Origin of the sequence: Bradyrhizobium sacchari (assembly GCF_002068095.1) — a bacterium.
Classification (GTDB): domain Bacteria; phylum Pseudomonadota; class Alphaproteobacteria; order Rhizobiales; family Xanthobacteraceae; genus Bradyrhizobium; species Bradyrhizobium sacchari.
The window spans coordinates 66048-84290 of sequence record NZ_LWIG01000060.1 but is presented as its reverse complement, the minus strand read 5'-3'; the positions used below and the strand labels follow the sequence as shown (position 1 = coordinate 84290).

The 18243-nt window shown below is 64.9% G+C and carries 19 protein-coding genes; 13 read left to right on the top strand and 6 right to left on the bottom strand.

All coding sequences use genetic code 11. The annotated features are described in order from the left end of the window. The first annotated feature begins 55 nt into the window (after nt 1-55). The 4 genes from A5906_RS36820 (at nt 56) to A5906_RS36805 (ending at nt 5191) form a co-directional block, all read left to right on the top strand. On the top strand, nt 56-1561 hold the full coding sequence (locus A5906_RS36820) for a M81 family metallopeptidase (protein ID WP_080134280.1): 1506 nt from the start codon (nt 56-58) through the stop codon (nt 1559-1561). Nucleotides 1562-1574: 13 nt separating this feature from the next. Beyond that, entirely contained in the window at nt 1575-2738 is a 1164-nt protein-coding gene (locus A5906_RS36815; protein ID WP_080134279.1) for a M20 aminoacylase family protein, read from the top strand. Nucleotides 2739-2740: 2 nt separating this feature from the next. Further along, a complete protein-coding gene (locus A5906_RS36810; protein ID WP_080134278.1) occupies nt 2741-4162 on the top strand; it encodes an amidase in 1422 nt (473 codons plus the stop codon). A 138-nt stretch (nt 4163-4300) separates the two neighbouring features. Continuing rightward, nucleotides 4301-5191, top strand: a complete 891-nt coding sequence (locus A5906_RS36805) for a crotonase/enoyl-CoA hydratase family protein (RefSeq protein WP_080134277.1) — start codon at nt 4301-4303, stop codon at nt 5189-5191. Between the two features lie 139 nt (nt 5192-5330). Here A5906_RS36805 and A5906_RS36800 read toward each other — a convergent pair whose 3' ends face one another. From A5906_RS36800 to A5906_RS36790, 3 genes are all read right to left on the bottom strand, one after another. Continuing rightward, on the bottom strand, nt 5331-6308 hold the full coding sequence (locus tag A5906_RS36800) for an NADPH:quinone oxidoreductase family protein (protein WP_080134276.1): 978 nt from the start codon (nt 6306-6308) through the stop codon (nt 5331-5333). Continuing rightward, nucleotides 6308-6916: a 2-hydroxychromene-2-carboxylate isomerase gene (locus tag A5906_RS36795; RefSeq protein ID WP_080134275.1), complete on the bottom strand. Its 609-nt coding sequence runs from the start codon at nt 6914-6916 to the stop codon at nt 6308-6310. Before A5906_RS36795 ends, A5906_RS36800 begins: the two co-directional genes overlap by 1 nt. Before the next feature lie 142 nt (nt 6917-7058). Further along, nucleotides 7059-7760 (bottom strand): glutathione S-transferase N-terminal domain-containing protein, encoded by a 702-nt coding sequence (locus A5906_RS36790; protein WP_080134274.1) that lies wholly within the window; start codon nt 7758-7760, stop codon nt 7059-7061. 135 nt (nt 7761-7895) lie between these two features. On the opposite strand from A5906_RS36790, the gene A5906_RS36785 reads away from it, so the two are divergent. Both A5906_RS36785 and A5906_RS36780 read left to right on the top strand, forming a co-directional pair. Further along, the gene (locus A5906_RS36785) at nt 7896-8918 is read left to right on the top strand and encodes a methionine synthase (RefSeq protein WP_080134273.1); all 1023 of its coding nucleotides are present in this window, start codon (nt 7896-7898) and stop codon (nt 8916-8918) included. 5 nt (nt 8919-8923) lie between these two features. Next, on the top strand, nt 8924-9151 hold the full coding sequence (locus A5906_RS36780) for a hypothetical protein (RefSeq protein ID WP_080134272.1): 228 nt from the start codon (nt 8924-8926) through the stop codon (nt 9149-9151). Here A5906_RS36780 and A5906_RS36775 read toward each other — a convergent pair. The 3 genes from A5906_RS36775 to A5906_RS36765 form a co-directional block, all read right to left on the bottom strand. Then, nucleotides 9148-9765: a hypothetical protein gene (locus A5906_RS36775; protein WP_080134271.1), complete on the bottom strand. Its 618-nt coding sequence runs from the start codon at nt 9763-9765 to the stop codon at nt 9148-9150. The genes A5906_RS36780 and A5906_RS36775 overlap by 4 nt on opposite strands. A 104-nt stretch (nt 9766-9869) precedes the next feature. Beyond that, complete coding sequence (gene gpt / locus A5906_RS36770) at nt 9870-10397, bottom strand: xanthine phosphoribosyltransferase (protein WP_080134386.1); 528 nt, start codon at nt 10395-10397, stop codon at nt 9870-9872. A gap of 37 nt (nt 10398-10434) precedes the next feature. After that, nucleotides 10435-11172, bottom strand: coding sequence for a competence/damage-inducible protein A (locus tag A5906_RS36765; RefSeq protein ID WP_080134270.1), 738 nt, complete (start codon nt 11170-11172; stop codon nt 10435-10437). Nucleotides 11173-11394: 222 nt separating this feature from the next. On the opposite strand from A5906_RS36765, the gene A5906_RS36760 reads away from it, so the two are divergent. The 7 genes from A5906_RS36760 (at nt 11395) to A5906_RS36730 (ending at nt 18237) form a co-directional block, all read left to right on the top strand. Beyond that, nucleotides 11395-12813, top strand: a complete 1419-nt coding sequence (locus tag A5906_RS36760) for a circularly permuted type 2 ATP-grasp protein (RefSeq protein WP_080134269.1) — start codon at nt 11395-11397, stop codon at nt 12811-12813. Between the two features lie 4 nt (nt 12814-12817). Further along, nucleotides 12818-13762 (top strand): alpha-E domain-containing protein, encoded by a 945-nt coding sequence (locus tag A5906_RS36755; RefSeq protein WP_080134268.1) that lies wholly within the window; start codon nt 12818-12820, stop codon nt 13760-13762. A 110-nt stretch (nt 13763-13872) separates the two neighbouring features. Then, on the top strand, nt 13873-14721 hold the full coding sequence (locus A5906_RS36750; protein WP_080134267.1) for a transglutaminase family protein: 849 nt from the start codon (nt 13873-13875) through the stop codon (nt 14719-14721). A gap of 160 nt (nt 14722-14881) precedes the next feature. Further along, nucleotides 14882-16021 (top strand): flavin-dependent monooxygenase, encoded by a 1140-nt coding sequence (locus A5906_RS36745; RefSeq protein WP_245326602.1) that lies wholly within the window; start codon nt 14882-14884, stop codon nt 16019-16021. Nucleotides 16022-16074: 53 nt separating this feature from the next. Further along, entirely contained in the window at nt 16075-16482 is a 408-nt protein-coding gene (locus tag A5906_RS36740; protein ID WP_080134265.1) for a carboxymuconolactone decarboxylase family protein, read from the top strand. 212 nt (nt 16483-16694) lie between these two features. Next, the gene (locus tag A5906_RS36735) at nt 16695-17453 is read left to right on the top strand and encodes a proteasome-type protease (protein WP_057740901.1); all 759 of its coding nucleotides are present in this window, start codon (nt 16695-16697) and stop codon (nt 17451-17453) included. Between the two features lie 25 nt (nt 17454-17478). After that, nucleotides 17479-18237, top strand: coding sequence for an SDR family oxidoreductase (locus A5906_RS36730; RefSeq protein ID WP_080134264.1), 759 nt, complete (start codon nt 17479-17481; stop codon nt 18235-18237). Nucleotides 18238-18243 lie beyond the last annotated feature (6 nt).

The window sequence follows — 18243 nt, the reverse complement described above, 5'->3', positions numbered from 1 at the left end:
CGCTTGCCGCAAAGGCGGGTAACGTCGCGGCATTCTTTGCCCGGGACTGGATTGAATGACACGTATCGCGGTCGGCGGCTTCCTGCACGAGACCAACACCTTCGCGCCGACAAAGGCGACGTTCGCGGACTTCCAGCATGGCGGCGGCTGGCCGGCGATGACTGAAGGTGCCGACGTCCTGAAGGTGATGCGCCGCATCAATGTCGGCCTTGCCGGTTTCGTCGACAGCGCGGAGGCGAACGGCTGGGAACTCATTCCGACCATCGCCTGCGGGGCGAGCCCGTCGGCACATGTCACCAAGGACGCCTTCGAGCGCATCGTGAAGGTGATGGTCGACGGCATCGCGGCCGCGGGCCCGATCGATGCGGTCTATCTCGATTTGCACGGCGCGATGGTCACGGAGCATCTCGACGATGGTGAAGGCGAGATCCTGGCGCGTGTGCGCCGCGTCATCGGCAAGAATGTCCCGCTGGTCGCAAGCCTCGACCTGCACGCTAATGTCACGCCCGCAATGATGGAACATGCGGATGCGCTGATCGCCTACCGCACCTATCCGCATGTCGACATGGCTGACACAGGCCGCGCCTGCGCAAAGCATCTCGCGCTGCTGCTGAAGACGAAGCAGCGTTTCGCAAAGTCGTTCCGGCAATTGCCTTTCCTGATCGCGATCAGCTGGCAATGCACCAATGACTTTCCGACCAAAGGTATCTACGAAGAGCTCGCCGCGTGGGAGAGCGACGCGGTTCCAACCCTTTCTTTCGCGCCCGGCTTCCCTGCCGCCGATTTCCGCGATTGCGGGCCGAGCGTGTTCGCCTATGGCAAGACGCAGGAAGATGCCGACCGTGCGGCCGACGCCATCGTCAAGCTGATCGAAAGCCACGAGGACGATTTCGACGGCAAGATCTGGACGCCCGACGACGGCGTCCGCCACGCCATGGAACTTTCGAAGGGCGCCAGCAAGCCGATCATCATCGCCGACACCCAGGACAATCCCGGCGCCGGCGGCGATTCCGACACCACCGGCATGCTGCGCGCGCTGGTGCGCAACAAGGCCAGCGCTGCGACCGGTGCCATCTATGATCCGGAGTCGGCGAAGGCCGCGCATGCGGCCGGCGTCGGCGCCACCGTGACGCTATCGCTCGGCGGCAAGTCCGGTATTCCCGGCGATGAGCCCTATCGCGAGACCTTCGTCGTCGAAAAGCTCTCCGACGGCCGCTTCATCGCACCCGGCCCCTATTACGGCGGCCGCGAGATGGAGATGGGCCCCTCCGCAGCCTTGCGCATCGGCAACGTCCGGGTCGTCGTCTCCTCGCACAAGGCCCAGCTCGCTGACCAGGCGATGTACCGCTATGTCGGCATCGAGCCGACGCAGGAGAAGATCCTGGTCAACAAGAGCTCGGTGCATTTCCGCGCCGATTTCGAACCGATTGCGGAAAAGCTGATGATCTGCGCCGCGCCGGGCGCGATGCCGGCCGATACCGCCTCGCTGCCCTGGACGCGTCTGCGCCCGGGCATCCGCATCAAGCCGAACGGCCCCGTTTTCAATCCTCCCTCACGCTAACCGGACAGGACACATGCCCACGATCGACCGCATCGACGGCTATGCCGACGAACTCACCGCTATCAGGCGCGACCTCCACGCCCATCCCGAGATCGGCTTCGAGGAAGTGCGCACTTCCGGCATCGTCGCCGACAAGCTGAAGGGCTGGGGCATCGAGGTGCATCGCGGCCTCGGCGGCACCGGCGTGATCGGCGTCATCAAGGGCAAGGGCTCGGGCAGCAAGCGCATTGGCCTCCGCGCCGACATGGACGCACTGCCGATGGAAGAGAACACCAACCTGAAATGGAGCTCGAAGATCCCCGGCCGCTTCCACGGCTGCGGCCACGACGGCCACACCACCATGCTGCTCGGCACCGCGCGCTATCTCGCCGAAACCCGGAACTTCGACGGCACCGTGCATCTGATCTTCCAGCCGGCCGAGGAAGGCCTCGGCGGCGCCCGCGCCATGATCAAGGACGGTCTGTTCGAGAAGTTTCCGTGTGACGAGCTCTACGGCCTGCACAACGCGCCCGACCTCAACCACGGCGAGATCGCGATCCTGCCCGGCCCGGCGATGGCCAGCGCCGATTTCTTCGACCTGCGCATCACCGGCTATGGCGCGCATGGCGCGATGCCCGAGCGTTCCAAGGACGCGGTGATCATCGCAACCACGCTGGCGCAGGCGATCCAGACCATCGTCAGCCGCAACGTCGAGCCGTTGCAGGCCGCGGTGGTGTCGATCACCCAGATCCATGCGGGCTCCGCCTACAACGTCATTCCCGGCGACGCGCATCTTTGCGGCACCATCCGTACCTTCTCGAAGGAAGTCCGCACCCTGGTGAGCGAACGCATCCGAACCATCTGCGCCGGCATCGCAAACGCCTACCAATGCGTCATCGACGTCGACATCCGCGATACCTTCAACGTGCTTGTCAACCAGGTCGAGCAGTCGAAGGTGGTCGAGGACGTCGCGCGCACCGTCGTCGACCCCGCCAAGGTGATCACGCGCACCCAGCCGAAGATGGGCAGCGAGGATTTTGCCGACATGTTGGAGACCATTCCCGGCGCCTATTTCTGGGTCGGCCACGACGGCTCGGTGCCCGTGCACAATCCCGGCTTCGTGCTCGACGACAAGATCCTGCCGATCGGCGCCAGCATGTTCGCCCGCATCATCGAAACGCGCATGCCGGTAGGCTAGCAATGCATAAAAAGAGCGCCGAGGAGGCGGTCACCTCGCTGCACGATCTTTCCGCGGTCGACCTGATCGCGGGCTATCGCGCCAAGCAATTCTCGCCGAGCGAGGTGCTGGAGGACGTGCTCGCGCATGTCGCTGCGTGGGAGCCGCACCTCAAGGCGCTCTATGCATTCGATCCCGAAAGCGCGCGCGAGGCCGCAAAGGCCTCGACCGCGCGCTGGACCGGCGGCGAGCCGTCCGGCGCGCTCGACGGCGTGCCTGTGACGGTGAAGGACAACATCGCGACCAAGGGCGTGCCGGTGCCGCTGGGCGCGGCCAGCGTCAAGCTGGTGCCGGCAGAGAAGGATGCCCCGCCCGCCGCGCGGCTGCGCGAAGCCGGCGCGATCATCTTCGCGAAAACCACCATGCCCGATTACGGCATGCTGTCCTCGGGTCTCTCCAGCTTCCATGCGCTGGCGCGCAATCCCTGGGACCTCAGCAAGAACCCCGGCGGCTCCAGCGCCGGCGCGGGCGCCGCTGCCGCGGCCGGCTATGGTCCCCTGCATCTCGGCACCGATATCGGCGGCTCGGTTCGCCTGCCCGCCGGCTGGTGCGGACTCGTCGGCCTGAAGCCGAGCTTCGGCCGCGTGCCGATCGATCCCACCTATGTCGGCCGCGTCGCCGGCCCCATGACCCGCACCGTCGATGATTGCGCACTGATGATGAGCGCGATCGCAAAGCCCGACCGACGCGACGGCATGAGCCTGCCGGCCGAGCCGCTGAACTGGAAGGGACTGGAGAAGTCGCCGCGAAAGCTGCGCATCGGCCTGATGCTCGATCCCGGCTGCGGCCTGGCGCTGGAGAAGCCGGTGCGCGAGGTCGCGGTGAGGGCCGCGAAGGCATTTGAATCCGCGGGTGCAGTCGTGACGGAAGTCGACGGCATCCTCACCCGCGAGATGCTCGACGGCCTCGACAATTTCTGGCGCGCGCGGATGTGGGACGATCTGTCGAAGCTGACGCCGGGCGAGCAGGCCAAGGTGCTGCCCTACATCTTCAAATGGGGCGAGTCCGGTGCGAAGCTCTCGGGTGTGGATGTCATCCGCGGCTTCAACCAGACCATGGCGATCCGCGCCGCGGCGTCAAAGCTGTTCTGCGAGCTTGACTATGTGATCTCGCCGACCGCGCCGAACGTGAACTATCCGGCGGAGTGGGCCTCACCGACCAACGATCCCATGAAGCCGTTCGAGCACATCGCCTATACCGTGCCGTGGAATATGTCGGAGAATCCGGCCGTCTCCGTCAATGGCGGCTTCGACGCCAAGGGTTTTCCAATCGGCGTGCAGATCGTCGGCCGCCGCTTCGACGACATCGGCGTGCTCGGCATGGCCAAGGCGTTCGAAGGCCTGCGCGGCGCACAGAAACCCTGGCCGAAGCCACCGGCTCGTTGAGCACGCATCCAGCGTCTCAGCACAAATCGTCATGCGCGGGCTCGACCCGCGCATCCATCCTCTTCAAAAAAGATGGATTGCCGGGTCGAGCCCGGCAATGACAGAATTGATTCAAGAATGACAGGGAAGGAAACCACCATGGCGTATGAGACGATCAAATATGAGGTCTCAGAGCAGATCCTCACCATCACGCTGAACCGGCCCGACAAGCTCAACGCCTTCAACGCGCAGATGCAAGCAGAGCTGATCGACGCGTTCGACGCCGCCGACAAGGACGACAATGTCCGCGCCATCATCGTCACCGGCGCCGGCCGCGGCTTTTGCGCGGGCGCCGATCTCTCCTCCGGCGCCGATACCTTCGACCGCGACGCGCGGCGCGGGCCGGTGAAGCGCTTCGCCGACGGCAAGGTCGATTACAGCGATCCGCAGGTGCGCGACGGCGGCGGCCAGGTGACCTTGCGCATCTTCAAGTGCCTCAAGCCCGTGATCGCGGCGGTGAACGGCCCTGCGGTCGGCATCGGCGTCACCATGCAGCTCGCGATGGACATCCGCATTGCCTCGGAGGCCGCGCGCTTCGGCTTCGTGTTCTCCCAGCGCGGCATCGTGCCGGAGGCCGCCTCGAGCTGGTTCCTGCCGCGCATCGTCGGCATCTCGCAGGCGCTGGAATGGTGCTATTCGGGCCGCGTCTTCCCGGCGCAGGAAGCGCTCGCCGGCCGCCTCGTCAGCAAGGTCGTCCCGCCCGACGATCTCTTGCCGACCGCTCGCGAATTGGCAAAAGAGTTCGCGGCCAAGACCGCGCCGGTGTCGGTGGCGCTGATCCGCCAGATGATGTGGCGCATGATGGGCGCCGACGATCCCATGGAAGCGCACAAGGTCGATAGCCGCGGCATCTACGCCCGCGGCCGCTCGGACGACGTCAAGGAAGGCGTGGTGTCGTTCCTGGAGAAGCGTCCCGCGCAGTTCAAGAACAAGGTGTCGACGGACATGCCGGACTATTTCCCGTGGTGGACGGAGCGGGAGTACAAGTGACGCGAAGCGTCATCCCGGGGCGATGCGAAGCATCGAACTATGGTGCGCACTTTCGCACCTGAGGATCTCGAGATTCTTTGGTGCGCAATTGCGCACCAGAGTTCGCCCTTTGGGCGCCCCGGAATGACTGTGGTGGAGGTCACTCCATCACCAGCGCCACGCGTCCGATCGCCTTGCGATCGATCAATAGCCGCATCGCCTTCGCAAACTCCGCTAGCGGCAGTCGGTGCGAGACGTTCGGGCGCAGCTTGCCCTCCTCCGCCCACCGCAAGAGCGCCTTCAGGCGCACTTCGCCGAGCGCGGGGTTTTTCCGTGCCGCCTCGCCGGCGCGCACGCCGAGAACGCTGGCGCCCTTGATCAGCAGCAGGTTGGTCTTCGCCGAGCCGATGCCGCCGGTGAAGCCGATCACCAAGAGGCGCGCGCCCCAGGCGATGCAGCGCATCGAGTTCTCGAACACCTCGCCGCCCACTGGGTCGAACACGACGTCGGCGCCGCGGCCGTTGGTGATGCGCTTGACGGCGTCGCGAAACGGCTCGCGATCGTAGCGGATGAGATGATCGGCACCGCGCGATTTCGCGATCGCGAGCTTGTCGTCGCTGGAGGCCGTTGCGATCACGGTCGCGCCCAGCAACTTGCCGATCTCGACGGCGGCAAGGCCGACGCCGCCGCCGGCGCCGTGCACCAGCAGCACCTCGCCCGGCTCGACCCGGCCGCGATCGATCAGCGCGTGATAGGCCGTGCCGTGACCGGCGAGATAGGTCGCAGCTTCCGCATAGTCGAAGGTGGACGGCTTAGGGGTGAGTTGCGACGGCGTCACCACGGCCTCGTCGGTAAACGCGCCATGGCGCATCTTGACGATGACTTTGTCCCCGACGGCGACGCCCCTCGCCTCCGCGCCCAATTCAGTCACGTCGCCGGCAGCCTCCATGCCGGGCGTGAACGGCAGCTCGGGCTTGAGCTGATATTCGCCGGCCGCCATCAGCACGTCGGGAAAATTGAGCCCAGCGGCGCGGATCGCGACGCGGACCTCGCCCGGCTTCAGGGCGCGCGACGGAAACTCCTCCAACCCCAAGGTCTCGGGCGCACCAAGCGCGCGGCAGACGACAGCGCGCACCATCAGGCCGCGCTCGCCTTGTTGCGCTCAAGGGCCTCGCGGATCAGCGGCAAGCGGTCATTGCCGAAATACATGTCGGTCTTGTTGACAAAAATCGTCGGCGAACCGAAGCCGCCGCGCGCCACGACCTCTTCGGTGTTGGCCTTGAGCTGGTCCTTGATGCCCTGCTCGGAGATGCCGGCAAAGAATTTCTGCTCATCGATGCCGACCTTGCTGCAGATCCCGGCCAGCACCGCGTCCTGCGAGATATCCTTGTCCTCGCCCCAATAGGTCTCAAACACGGCGGTCGCGAACGGCACCGTGTCCGCACCCAACCAGATGCAGCCGCGCATCGCCTTGACGCTGTTCACCGGAAACACCGTCGGCGGCATCTTGATCGACAGGCCCGCCGAGCGCGCCCAATCGGCGAGGTCCTTTTTCATGTAGCGCGCCTTCAGCGGCACCGGCTTCTCGCGCTGTGCATAGACGCTCGGATTGACGGTGTTGAAGATGCCGCCGACCAGGATCGGTCGCCAGACGATCCCGGCACCGCACTCCCTGGCCAGCGGCTGGATGTTGTGGAAGGCGAGATAGGTCCAGGGGCTGGAACAGTCGAAGAAGAATTCGATCATGGCGTTTTCCTTGTGTCTCGTGTGTCCCGCTCTCTCACCCGTCATTGCGAGCGAAGCGAAGCAATCCAGAGATGCATCCGTGGAAACAGCCTGGATTGCTTCGTCGCAAGGGCTCCTCGCAATGACGGTTGTGGCGAACAGCCTACCGCTTTCCCAACACTTCCTTCGCACGCTGGCCGAACATGATCTTGCGTGATTCCTCGTCGAACGGCTCTTTCACGAATTTTCCGATCGCAAGCCCGGCCTGCACCTGCGGCCGCGCCCGAACCTCGGCGTACCAGCGTTTCACGCTCGGATAGTCGTCGAGCGTAAAGCCCTGCGCCTTGTGGGTCATGGTCCAGGGAAAACAGGCGATGTCGGCGATGGAATAGTCGCCGGCGACATAGGCGCCGGTCTTGGCCAACTGCCGGTCGAGCACGCCGTAGAGCCGCGCCGCCTCGTCGCGATAGCGCTCGATCGCGTAAGGGATCTTCTCGGCCGCATAAAGCGCGAAATGGCCGTGCTGGCCGAGCATCGGCCCCAGGCCCGCCATCTGCCACATCACCCACTGGATGGTGGTGGAGCGCCCGCGCAAATCGCTGGCCAAGAAACGACCGGTCTTCTCCGCGAGATAGATCAGGATCGCGCCGGTCTCGAACGCCGAGAACGGCGCGCCGCCGTCGGCCGGCTCATGATCGACGATCGCGGGGATCCGGTTGTTCGGGGAGAGCGCCAGAAATTCAGGGCTGAACTGCTCGCCGGCGCGGATATTCACGGGGATCACCTTATAGGGAAGCCCGAGTTCCTCCAGCATGACCGAGATTTTCCAGCCATTCGGCGTCGGTGCGTAATAGAGGTCGATCATGACCTTTCCATTGACCTTTCCTTTTGCGCCTTCCCTGTCGCCGCCGCTGGAATAGAGAGCGACTTTCGTTGTTCTGTACCTCGACGTTAGGACATGGCAGGAAGGGGCGCAACTGAACCTGCCGGGAGAGCCGCCATGATGTTTCCAACCACGATCGCCGGCTCCTTGCCGAAACCGGAATGGCTCGCCGAGCCCAACATGCTCTGGGCGCCCTGGAAGTCCCAAGGCGACGAGCTCGCCCGCGCCAAGCGTGACGCGACGCTGATCTGGCTGAAGATCCAGGAGGACGCCGGCATCGACATCGTCACCGAGGGCGAGCAGGCCCGGCAGCATTTCGTGCACGGTTTTCTGGAGAAGATCGAGGGCATCGATTTCGCCCACAAGGTCGAGATGGGCATCCGCAAGGACCGCTACAAGGCAATGGTGCCGCAGGTGGTCGCGCCGCTCCGGCTGAAGGACCGCGTCCATGCCTTCGAGGCGCGCGTCGCGCGCACGCATACGAAGAAGAAGCTGAAATTCACCCTGCCCGGCCCGATGACCATCATCGACACCATTGCCGACCGCTATTATGGCGACCGCGTCAAGATGGCGTTCGCCTTCGCCGAGCTCTTGAACGAAGAAGCCAAGGCGCTGCAGGCCGACGGCGTCGATCTCGTGCAGTTCGACGAGCCCGCCTTCAACGTCTACATGGACGAGGTCAACGACTGGGGCATCAAGGCGCTGGAGCGCGCCGCGCAGGGCCTCACCTGCGCCACCGCCGTGCACATCTGCTACGGCTATGGGATCAAGGCCAACACGGACTGGAAGGAGACGCTCGGCGCGCAATGGCGGCAGTATGAGCAGATCTTCCCCGCGATCGACGCGAGTCCGATCCAGCAGGTCGCGATCGAGTGCCGCAATTCGAAAGTGCCGCTCGACCTGCTCGCGCTCCTGAAGACCAAGATCGTGCAGGCCGGCGTGATCGATGTCGCCAGCGATACGGTCGAGACCGCCGAGGACGTCGTCAAGGTGATCGACGCGGTGTCGAAATTCGTTCCCAAGAGCAACATCATCGCCACCACCAATTGCGGCATGGCGCCGATGCGGCGCGAGATCGCCGAAGCCAAGCTGATGGCGCTCGGCGCCGGCGCGGCGCTGGCGCGCGAAAGGCTCTCGTAGCGGCGATGATCCGGCCGGCAATCCTCGCCGCGGCAGTCGTTGCGACCGCGGCTTCGGCGCGCGCGGAGGACCGCTCCGTGCTCGTCAATTGCAAGGCGATGGTCGAACGGGCATCGACGGATGCGCATGCCGCGAGCGAAGCCGAGCTGACCCGCTGCCGACAGGTGATCCGCGAATGGGCGCTGCGCGATGCCCGGATGACCGTCGATGAAGAAGGCAAGTCGCTGCGCTAGCTGCGCGCCGTCGGATGCAGCACCGGCTGATATCCGGCGATGATCGCACGCAGCGTGGACGGCGGCGTCAGCAACATCGGACGATCGAGGGCGGGTGCATGCGGGGCGTAGCCCGCGAACGACCACCGCAACGCCTTGCCCTGCGTCACCAGAAAGCTCTCGTCACCCTGCTGCACCATTGCGCCATCAGGCAATTGCGCGAGCGGCATCGGCAATTCGTGCAGCCGTTTCCTGCCACGATCGAGCCGCTCCTGATGCAGAACGACATCCATTGCCTTCGCGCTGATGCCGCTCACACCATTGCCCTTCTCCCACGCGGCGCGAAAGCGCTTGGCATCGTCGCGGCGGCAAAAGAAGCAGGGCCGGTGCCCGGCCGCAAAGGCGGTGGCCTCGTCGAGGAAGAACAGCTCGGTCCAGCTCCGACGCGCCATCACCGGCCGCCGCCATCCCCGGAATTCGCATAGGCAGGTGATCCACGCCGATGTCGACCAGCGCTTCTTCAGCAGCGTCTTCGTCGCGGGATCATGGATGATGCCGCGGTTGCCGGTGAACATCCCGCGATGCGGCGTCGCGATGACGTCGCCGGTCGGCGTGACGCGGTTTTGCAGAGGCATGGCCGCCTCCGCCCGTCATTGCGAGCGAAGCGAAGCAATCCAGAAATGCATCCGCGCAAACAGTCTGGATTGCTTCGTCGCTTCGCTCCTCGCAACGACGGCGATCACGCCGCCCCGTCGCGCAGCGGCGGGTGGTAGGACAGCGCGGTGTCCCAGGGGAAGAAGATCCAGGTGTCCTGCGACACCTCGGTGATGAAGGTGTCGACCAGCGGACGTCCCATCGGCTTGGCGTACACGGTAGCGAAATGTGCGTCGGGCAGCATCTCGCGCACCATCCTGCCGGTCTTGCCGGTGTCGACGAGGTCGTCGACGATCAGAAGCCCCTTGCCGGTGCCGCCGCCGAGCTTCATCGCCGCCTCGGAAATGCCCTTGAGCACCTGCAGCTCGCCCTGCTTGTTGTGGTCGTAGCTCGCAATGCAGACCGTATCGATCACGCGCACGCCGAGCTCGCGCGCGACGATCGCGGCCGGCACCAGGCCGCCGCGGGTGATCGCGATGACCGCGTGGAACGGACCGACCTCGTTGAGCCGCCAAGTCAGCGCCCGGCAATCCCGGTGGAACTGGTCCCACGAGACCGGAAAGGCCTTGCCCGCCCGCTCCTGCGCACTCAGTTCCGGTGCTTCACCCGCCATCGTCGTCTCCTGCCATTCGTCCGCCGGCAACTTGGTGCTAGCGGGTGATGTTCAATCCCGCCAGCATTTCCTTCACTGCGGCCATCGCCGCCGCGAGCTTGTCGGCATCGCGCGATCGCACCACCAGGTTGGTGTTTGGCTTCTGCTCCTCGTCCATGAAGGGATAGCTGCCGATGATGGTGTCGGGATGGGCGGCGGCGATCGCCCGCAGCGGGCTGCCGATGTCACCCTCCCGCGCATTGGCCCGAACCGATTCGGAGAGCATGCGCACGCCCGATTTCAGCTTGGGCGAGACGATGTCCATCATCGCCTGCATGATCGAGGGCACGCCGGCCATCACGATGACATTGCCGATCTTGAAGCCGGGGGCGAGGATGGTGGCGCTCTGGATCAGCTCGGCCCCATCGGGGATGCGGGCCATGCGCAGGCGGGCCTCGTTGAGGTCCTGCTCGCTCCAGCGCTCGCGGAAGCGGGCGACCACCTCCGGGTGATGGTCGATGCCGACGCCGAAGGCCTTGGCGACGCTGTCGGCGGTGATGTCGTCATGGGTCGGCCCGATGCCGCCGGTGGTGAAGACGTAGGTGTAGCGATGCCGCAGTGCATTCAACGCGGCGATGATGTCGGCCTCGTCGTCGGAGACGACACGGACTTCCTTCAGGTCGATGCCGATATTGGTCAGATATTCGGCGATGAAGCCGATATTCTTGTCCTTGGTCCGGCCCGACAGGATTTCGTCCCCAATGACCAGAATGCCCGCCGTGACGATCTCGCTCATAAACTCTGTCCCTCACCTGTGGCACCGACTTTGCCGAGGTAACGCGTTGAAGTCACGCGGTTTTGCTGCCGAAATAAGCAGTCCTCAGCCATTTTTTCAGGCAAGCCGCCGTCCGTCCCCGCTAAATCCTGCCAGTCCATGCTTATCGCGCTGGCCCGGCCCTTGCTACCACATGAAAGTCATGCACTCTTGCCGCATGGCCAGGGAGACAAGTCGGGATCTATGGCAGTCGCGTTTGATGAAATGAATATTCCCGGCGGGGACCTTCGCCCCGCCTACCAGGAGCTGGCGCGCTGGCTCAAGGAGACGCCTCCGGAGGCGCTCGAATATCGCCGCCAGGAAGCCGAGCTCCTGTTTCGCCGGATCGGCATTACCTTCGCGGTCTACGGCGACTCCGAATCCACCGAACGCCTGATCCCGTTCGACGTGATCCCGAGGATCATGTCCGCCAAGGAATGGGCGCTGCTGGAGAAGGGCCTGAAGCAGCGCGTGAAGGCGCTGAACATGTTCCTGCGCGACATCTATCATGGTCGCGACATCCTCCGCGCCGAGGTTGTCCCCGACGATCTGATCTTCCAGAATCCGGTCTTCCGCCCCGAGATGAACGGTCAGCAGGTGCCGCACGACGTCTACGTGCACATCGCCGGCATCGACATCGTCCGGGTCGACGCCGAGGACTTCATTGTGCTGGAGGACAATGCGCGCACGCCCTCCGGCGTGTCCTACATGCTGGAGAACCGCGAGATCATGATGCGGCTGTTTCCGGACCTGTTCGCCCGCCACAGGGTGGCGCCGGTCGAGCGCTATCCGGACGAGCTGCTCGCGGCCTTGCGCTCGGTCGCGCCGCAAAGCGCATCCGGCGAGCCGACGGTCGCCCTGCTGACGCCGGGCGTCTACAACTCCGCCTATTACGAGCACTCGTTCTTGGCCGACAAGCTCGGCATCGAGCTGGTCGAGGGCCGCGACCTCATCGTCAAGAACAATGAAGTGTTCATGCGGACGACCGAGGGTGTGAAGCGGGTCGATGTGATCTACCGCCGCGTCGACGACGATTTCCTCGATCCCCTCACCTTCCGCCCCGACTCCGTGCTCGGCGTGCCCGGGCTGATGTCGGCCTATGCGGCCGGCAACATCACGCTCGCCAATGCCGTCGGCACCGGCATCGCCGACGACAAGGCGATCTACTCCTACATGCCGGACATCGTGAAGTTCTATCTCAGCGAGGAGCCGATCCTGAAGAACGTGCCGACCTGGCGCTGCCGCGAGCCGAAGGACCTCGCCTATGTGCTGGACAATCTCGGCGAGCTCGTCGTCAAGGAGGTGCACGGCTCCGGCGGCTACGGCATGCTGATCGGCCCGGCCGCGACCAAGGCGACCATCGAGGCCTTCCGCGAGAAGCTCAAGCGCGAGCCGGAAGGTTTTATCGCCCAGCCGACGCTGGCGCTCTCGACCTGCCCGACCTGCACGGCGTCGGGCCTTGCCCCGCGCCACGTCGACCTTCGCCCCTTCGTGCTCACCGGCAGCAAGAGCACCACGATCGTGCCGGGCGGCCTCACCCGCGTCGCACTGAAGGAAGGCTCCCTGGTGGTGAATTCGAGCCAGGGCGGCGGCACCAAAGACACCTGGATTCTGGACGAGTAGAGAGATGCTGTCGCGTACCGCCGAAAACCTCTACTGGCTCGCCCGCTATGTCGAACGGGCCGAATATCTCGCGCGCACCATCGATGCGACGCTGCGCGTCACCGCGCTTCCCGCCGCCTATATCGGCAAGACCAACGAATGGGACTCGGCGCTGCTCACGGCCGGCGTCGCCGCGAGCTTCTATCAGACCTATGAGGAAGCCAACGAGCACAACGTCGTGGAGTACCTCTCGTTCTCGCCGAACAACCCGTCCTCGATCCGGAACTGCATCGAGGCGGCGCGGCTGAACTCGCGCTCGGTGCGCACCGCGCTCACCAGCGAGATGTGGGACACCATCAACTCGGCCTGGATCGAGCTGCAGGCGGTCTGGAGCAAGGGCACCTCGACGCGCGAGGACCTCGCCAAATTCCTGCGCTTCGTGCAGGAGACCTCGCTGCGCTTCGACGGCTCGGCCTACCGGACCATGCTGCGGAACGACGCCTACTGGTTCTCGCGCATGGGCGTGCATCTCGAGCGCGCCGACAATACCGCCCGCATCCTCGACGTGAAGTACCATGTGCTCTTGCCTGAGGAAGAGCATGTCGGCGGGCCGCTCGACTTCTACCAGTGGAGCTCGATCCTGCGCTCGGTCTCAGCACTGACGGCCTATCACTGGGTCTATCGCGAGACGCTGAAGCCGTGGCTGATCGCGGATCTGTTGATCCTCAACGACACGCTGCCGCGCTCGCTCGCCAGCTGCTATGGCAATCTCGTGCGCAACCTCGACCAGATCGGCGTTGCCTATGGCCGCCAGGGTCCGGCCCAGCGCCACGCCCGCGGCATCCGCAACCGGCTGGAACACAGCAATATGAACGACATTTTCCAGCATGGCGTGCATGAATTCATTCAGGAATTCATTGCGGACAATTCCAGGCTGGGCGAAATCATCACGAAGCAGTATTTGATCTGATAGACGCCGTCATTCCGGGATGGTCCGAAGGATCAGACCGGAATCTCGAGATTCCGGGTTCGATGCTGGCGCATCGCTCCGGAGTGACGACGCCAGAACAATGGTCCACCATGCGCCTGCGAATCCAGCACACCACGACCTATCGCTACGAGCCGCCGGCCACCAGCGTGATCCAGATCCTGCGCATGACGCCGTGCAGCCATGACGGACAATATGTGGCGGAGTGGCAGATCGACGTCTCCACGGACACCAGACTCGACACCCATGAGGACGCCTTCGGCAACGTCACCCATGTGCTGTCCTGCGGGCCCGTCGGCGACATCAGGATCACCGCCGAAGGGCTGATCGAGACCCACGACACCGGCGGCGTGCTGCGCGGCGCCGACGAGCGCTTTCCGGCCGGCATGTTCTTGCGCGCCACCGACCTCACCTCGGTGAATCCGGCGATGGCGGCGGTCGCACGGCAGCTGCGCAGCGAGGCCGAGAGCGACACGCTCGGCTTCCTGCACACGCTGATGAGCGAGATCAGCGACCACATGACCTTCGACGAGGACCCGACCAACAGCGGCACCTCGGCGGCGGAGGCGTTCGCGCTCAAGCGCGGCGTCTGCCAGGACTACGCGCACATCTTCATCGCCTGCGCCCGCACCGGCGGCGTGCCGGCACGCTTCGTCTCCGGCCACTTCTTGCGCTCCGACGGCACGGTGCATCAGGATGCCGGCCATGCCTGGGCGGAGGCCTATGTCCCCGACCTCGGCTGGGTCGGCTTCGATCCCGCCAACTGCATCTGCACCACCGATGCCCATGTCCGCGTCGCCATCGGCCTCGATTATCTCGGGGCGGCCCCCGTGCGCGGCACCCGCTATGGCGGCGGCGCGGAGACGCTGACAGTCGCGGTCAAGGTCGAACAGGCCGGCCGCGGCGGCCAATCGCAATCGCAGTCCCAGCGCCAGAGCTAGCAGCGTTACAGCCGTAACCGACGACCGCCGCGTTGAAGCCGCGCCGTAGCATTGTCTGTTCAACCTCCGTTGCGATCCGTTCCCGCAACAGAGGTTGAGACAGATGCGGCTTCAAGAAAGACTCAGCGACCACTTCGCACTGCGCGATCCCCACAAAGCCATGCTTGTGGGCATCCGGGAATTGGCACCCGAGATCACGGCACGCACCGCAGAGATCGAAGCTGCACGCCGCATCCCGCCCGACCTCGTGGAACGGCTGCGATCGATCGGGATCTTTCGCATGTTCGTCCCGCGGAGCGAAGGCGGACTGGAGCTCGATTTTCCCGCCGGACTGGAGGTCATCAAGGCGCTCGCCCGTCTCGACGGCTCGATCGGCTGGATCGCGGTTGTCGCCGGAGCCAGCAGCCTCTTCGTCGCAGCCTCACCCGCGGAACTGTACAAGCGCATCTATCAGGACGGACCTGATACTGCGATCTGCGGCTCATCCCAGCCGGGTGGAACGGCAGAACGCGTGTCGGGCGGCTATCGGGTCAAGGGCCGTTGGCCGTTCGCCAGCGGTTGCACGCATGCCGACTGGATCGGCGGGTTCTGCATCGTCACCGAAAACGGCAAACCGATCCCCGGCCCACAGGGCAAGCCGCTGCTTCGCGTCGTTGCGCTGCCGGCGCGCGACTGGGACGTCGAGGACACCTGGCACGCGGCGGGGCTCAAGGGCACCGGCAGCCATCACGTCACGCTACGGGAGACGCTGGTTCCCGAGGCCAATTTCTTCGATCTCGAGGCCGCCCCGCGTCAGTCGGGTCCGCTTTATCAAGCACTACGGCAATGGCTGCCGTTGCTTCACGGCGCGTTCTCGGTGGGCCTCGCCGAGGGCATGGTCGATGACCTGCTCGCGCTGGCGCATACAGGGCGGCAGCAATTATATGCGGCGGTCCCGATGCGGGAGTCCGAGACTTTCCAGTACGAACTCGGCCGGATCTCCGCCGACCTCGGCGCCGCGCAGGGCTTTCACGAGGTCCAGGTTGCCGGCCATTGGCGCCACGCGCAGTCCGGCACGCTGAACAACGAAGACCTCGTGATCGAAGGGGCTCGATCGGCGACCTGGCTCGCCACGACCTGCGTCGGCATCGCGGATGCCTGTTTCGCGCTGGCCGGAAGCAGCGCGGTCTACGACACATCGCCGCTGCAGCGGCGCCTGCGCGACATTCACGTCGCAGCCCAGCACGCCCATGCGCAGCAGCGGCAGTATGTCGACGTCGGCAAGCTCGCCTTGCGCCGCTCGGCCGAGGATGCCGCCTGAGCGCATCAGCCGTGCTAAACTCGCGGGATCAGACCCGATCCCGCGAGGCCCTCATGGCAACTGTAAAACTGCTTTCGGACGACGAACTCTCCAGCGAGGTGCGCGCCGTTTTCGACGACATCCGCAAGGTGCGGCAGTCCGATTTCATCAACAATTTCTGGCGCGCGCTGGCGCATGATCCCAAGACGCTGCGGCGGACCTGGGACAGCCTCAAGGAGGTGATGGCGCCGGGCGCGCTCGATCCCAAGGTCAAGGAAATGCTCTATGTCGCGGTATCGGTCGCGCATGGCTGCAGCTATTGCATCCATTCGCACACTGCGAGCGCCCGGGCCAAGGGCATGACCGCGGCCGAATATGGCGAGTTGCTCGCCATCGTCGGCATGGCCGCGGAGACCAACCGGCTGGTCACGGCCCTCGGCGTCCCCGTCGATGCGGCGTTTCTGGTCGATAGCGCGGATTGAGGTGGGAAAGCCAAGCCGTTCCGTCCCGTCATTCCGGGGCGCGCGCCGCGCGAGCCCGGAATACATCGGACGGCAAGGTTAGTGGATGAATGGATTCCGGGCTCGCGACTTCCTCGCGCCCCGGAATGACGACCCTTTCCGCGGGAATCGGGGGTTTCATGCTTCCCTGAAATTCGCTAGTAATTCCGCGCAAACGCGTTCGGGGACTGGAAATGACCTATTGCTGCGGAATCCTGGTTCGGGACGGTCTGGTGATGATCGCCGATACCCGCACCAATGCCGGCCTCGACAACGTCTCGACCTTCCGCAAGCTGCATATCTTCTCCAAGCCCGGCGACCGCATCATGGCGATCGCCAGCGCCGGCAACCTCGCCATCAGCCAGTCGGTGCTGTCCACGCTGACCGAAGGCCTCGAGGACCCCAATACGGGCGAGATCGAGACGCTGATGAACGCGCCGACCATGTTCCAGGCCGCCCAGCGCATCGGCCGGGCGATCCGGGCGGTGCATGCGACCGAAGGCCCGGCGCTGAAGTCAGAGGACGTCTCCTTCGACGTCTCCTTCCTGTTCGGCGGCCAGATCAAGGGCGCGCGCATGCGCCTGTTCATGGTCTACACCGCCGGCAATTTCATCGAGTGCACGACGGATACGCCTTACCTGCAGATCGGCGAGCACAAATACGGCAAGCCGGTGCTCGACCGCGCCATGCATTACGACGTCGAGCTCTACGAGGCGCTGAAGACCGGCCTGATCTCGATGGACTCGACCATGCGGTCCAATCTCGGCGTCGGCCTGCCGATTGATGTCCTGGTGGTGCGCACGGACGCCTGCGAGGCCGATCTCAACCACCGCATCGAGGCGGGCGAGCCCTATTTCCACGATCTGCGCTCGCGCTGGTCGGCGGCCTTACGCGCCGCGCATCAGAACATCCCGCGCCCGCCCTATAAGAACGAAAAAGAACCCAAAACCTGACAGCTTAAGAGAAGAGGCAGGAACGATGAGTGAAGCAAAAAAAATCGCAGTGGTTACGGGCGCCGGCACCGGTGTCGGGCGCGCGGCGTCGCTGGCGCTGATGAATACCGGCTTCACCGTGGTGCTGGTCGGACGCCGAATTGAGATGCTCGAGGAAACCGCAAAGCTCGGCCCCGCGGGGAAGAGCCTCTGTATCACCGCCGACATGACCAAGCCGGACCAGATCGCCGCGCTGTTCGACAAGGTGAAGGCGACCTATGGCCGCCTCGACGTGCTCTTCAACAATGCCGGCATGGGCGCACCCGCCGTGAACTTCGAGGACCTCAGCCTCGAGCAGTGGCAGGCGGTGGTGAACACCAACCTCACCGCCCCGTTCCTGTGCACCCAGCACGCCTTCCGCATCATGAAGGACCAGAGCCCGCGCGGCGGCCGCATCATCAACAACGGCTCGATCTCGGCGCATGCGCCGCGGCCGTTCTCTGCCGCCTACACCTCGACCAAGCACGCCATCACCGGCCTCACCAAGGCCTCAAACCTCGACGGCCGCATGTACGACATCGCGGTCGGCCAGGTCGACATCGGCAATGCCGCGACCCCGATGACCGACCGCATGGTCAACGGCCCCGGCGTGCTGCAGCCCGACGGCACCACCAAGCACGAGCCGCGCATGGACGCCAAGGCGGTCGGCGATGCCGTCGCCTACATGGCCGGCCTGCCGCTCGATGCCAACGTGCTGACCATGACTGTCATGGCGACCAAGATGCCGTTCGTCGGACGGGGTTGAACAGAA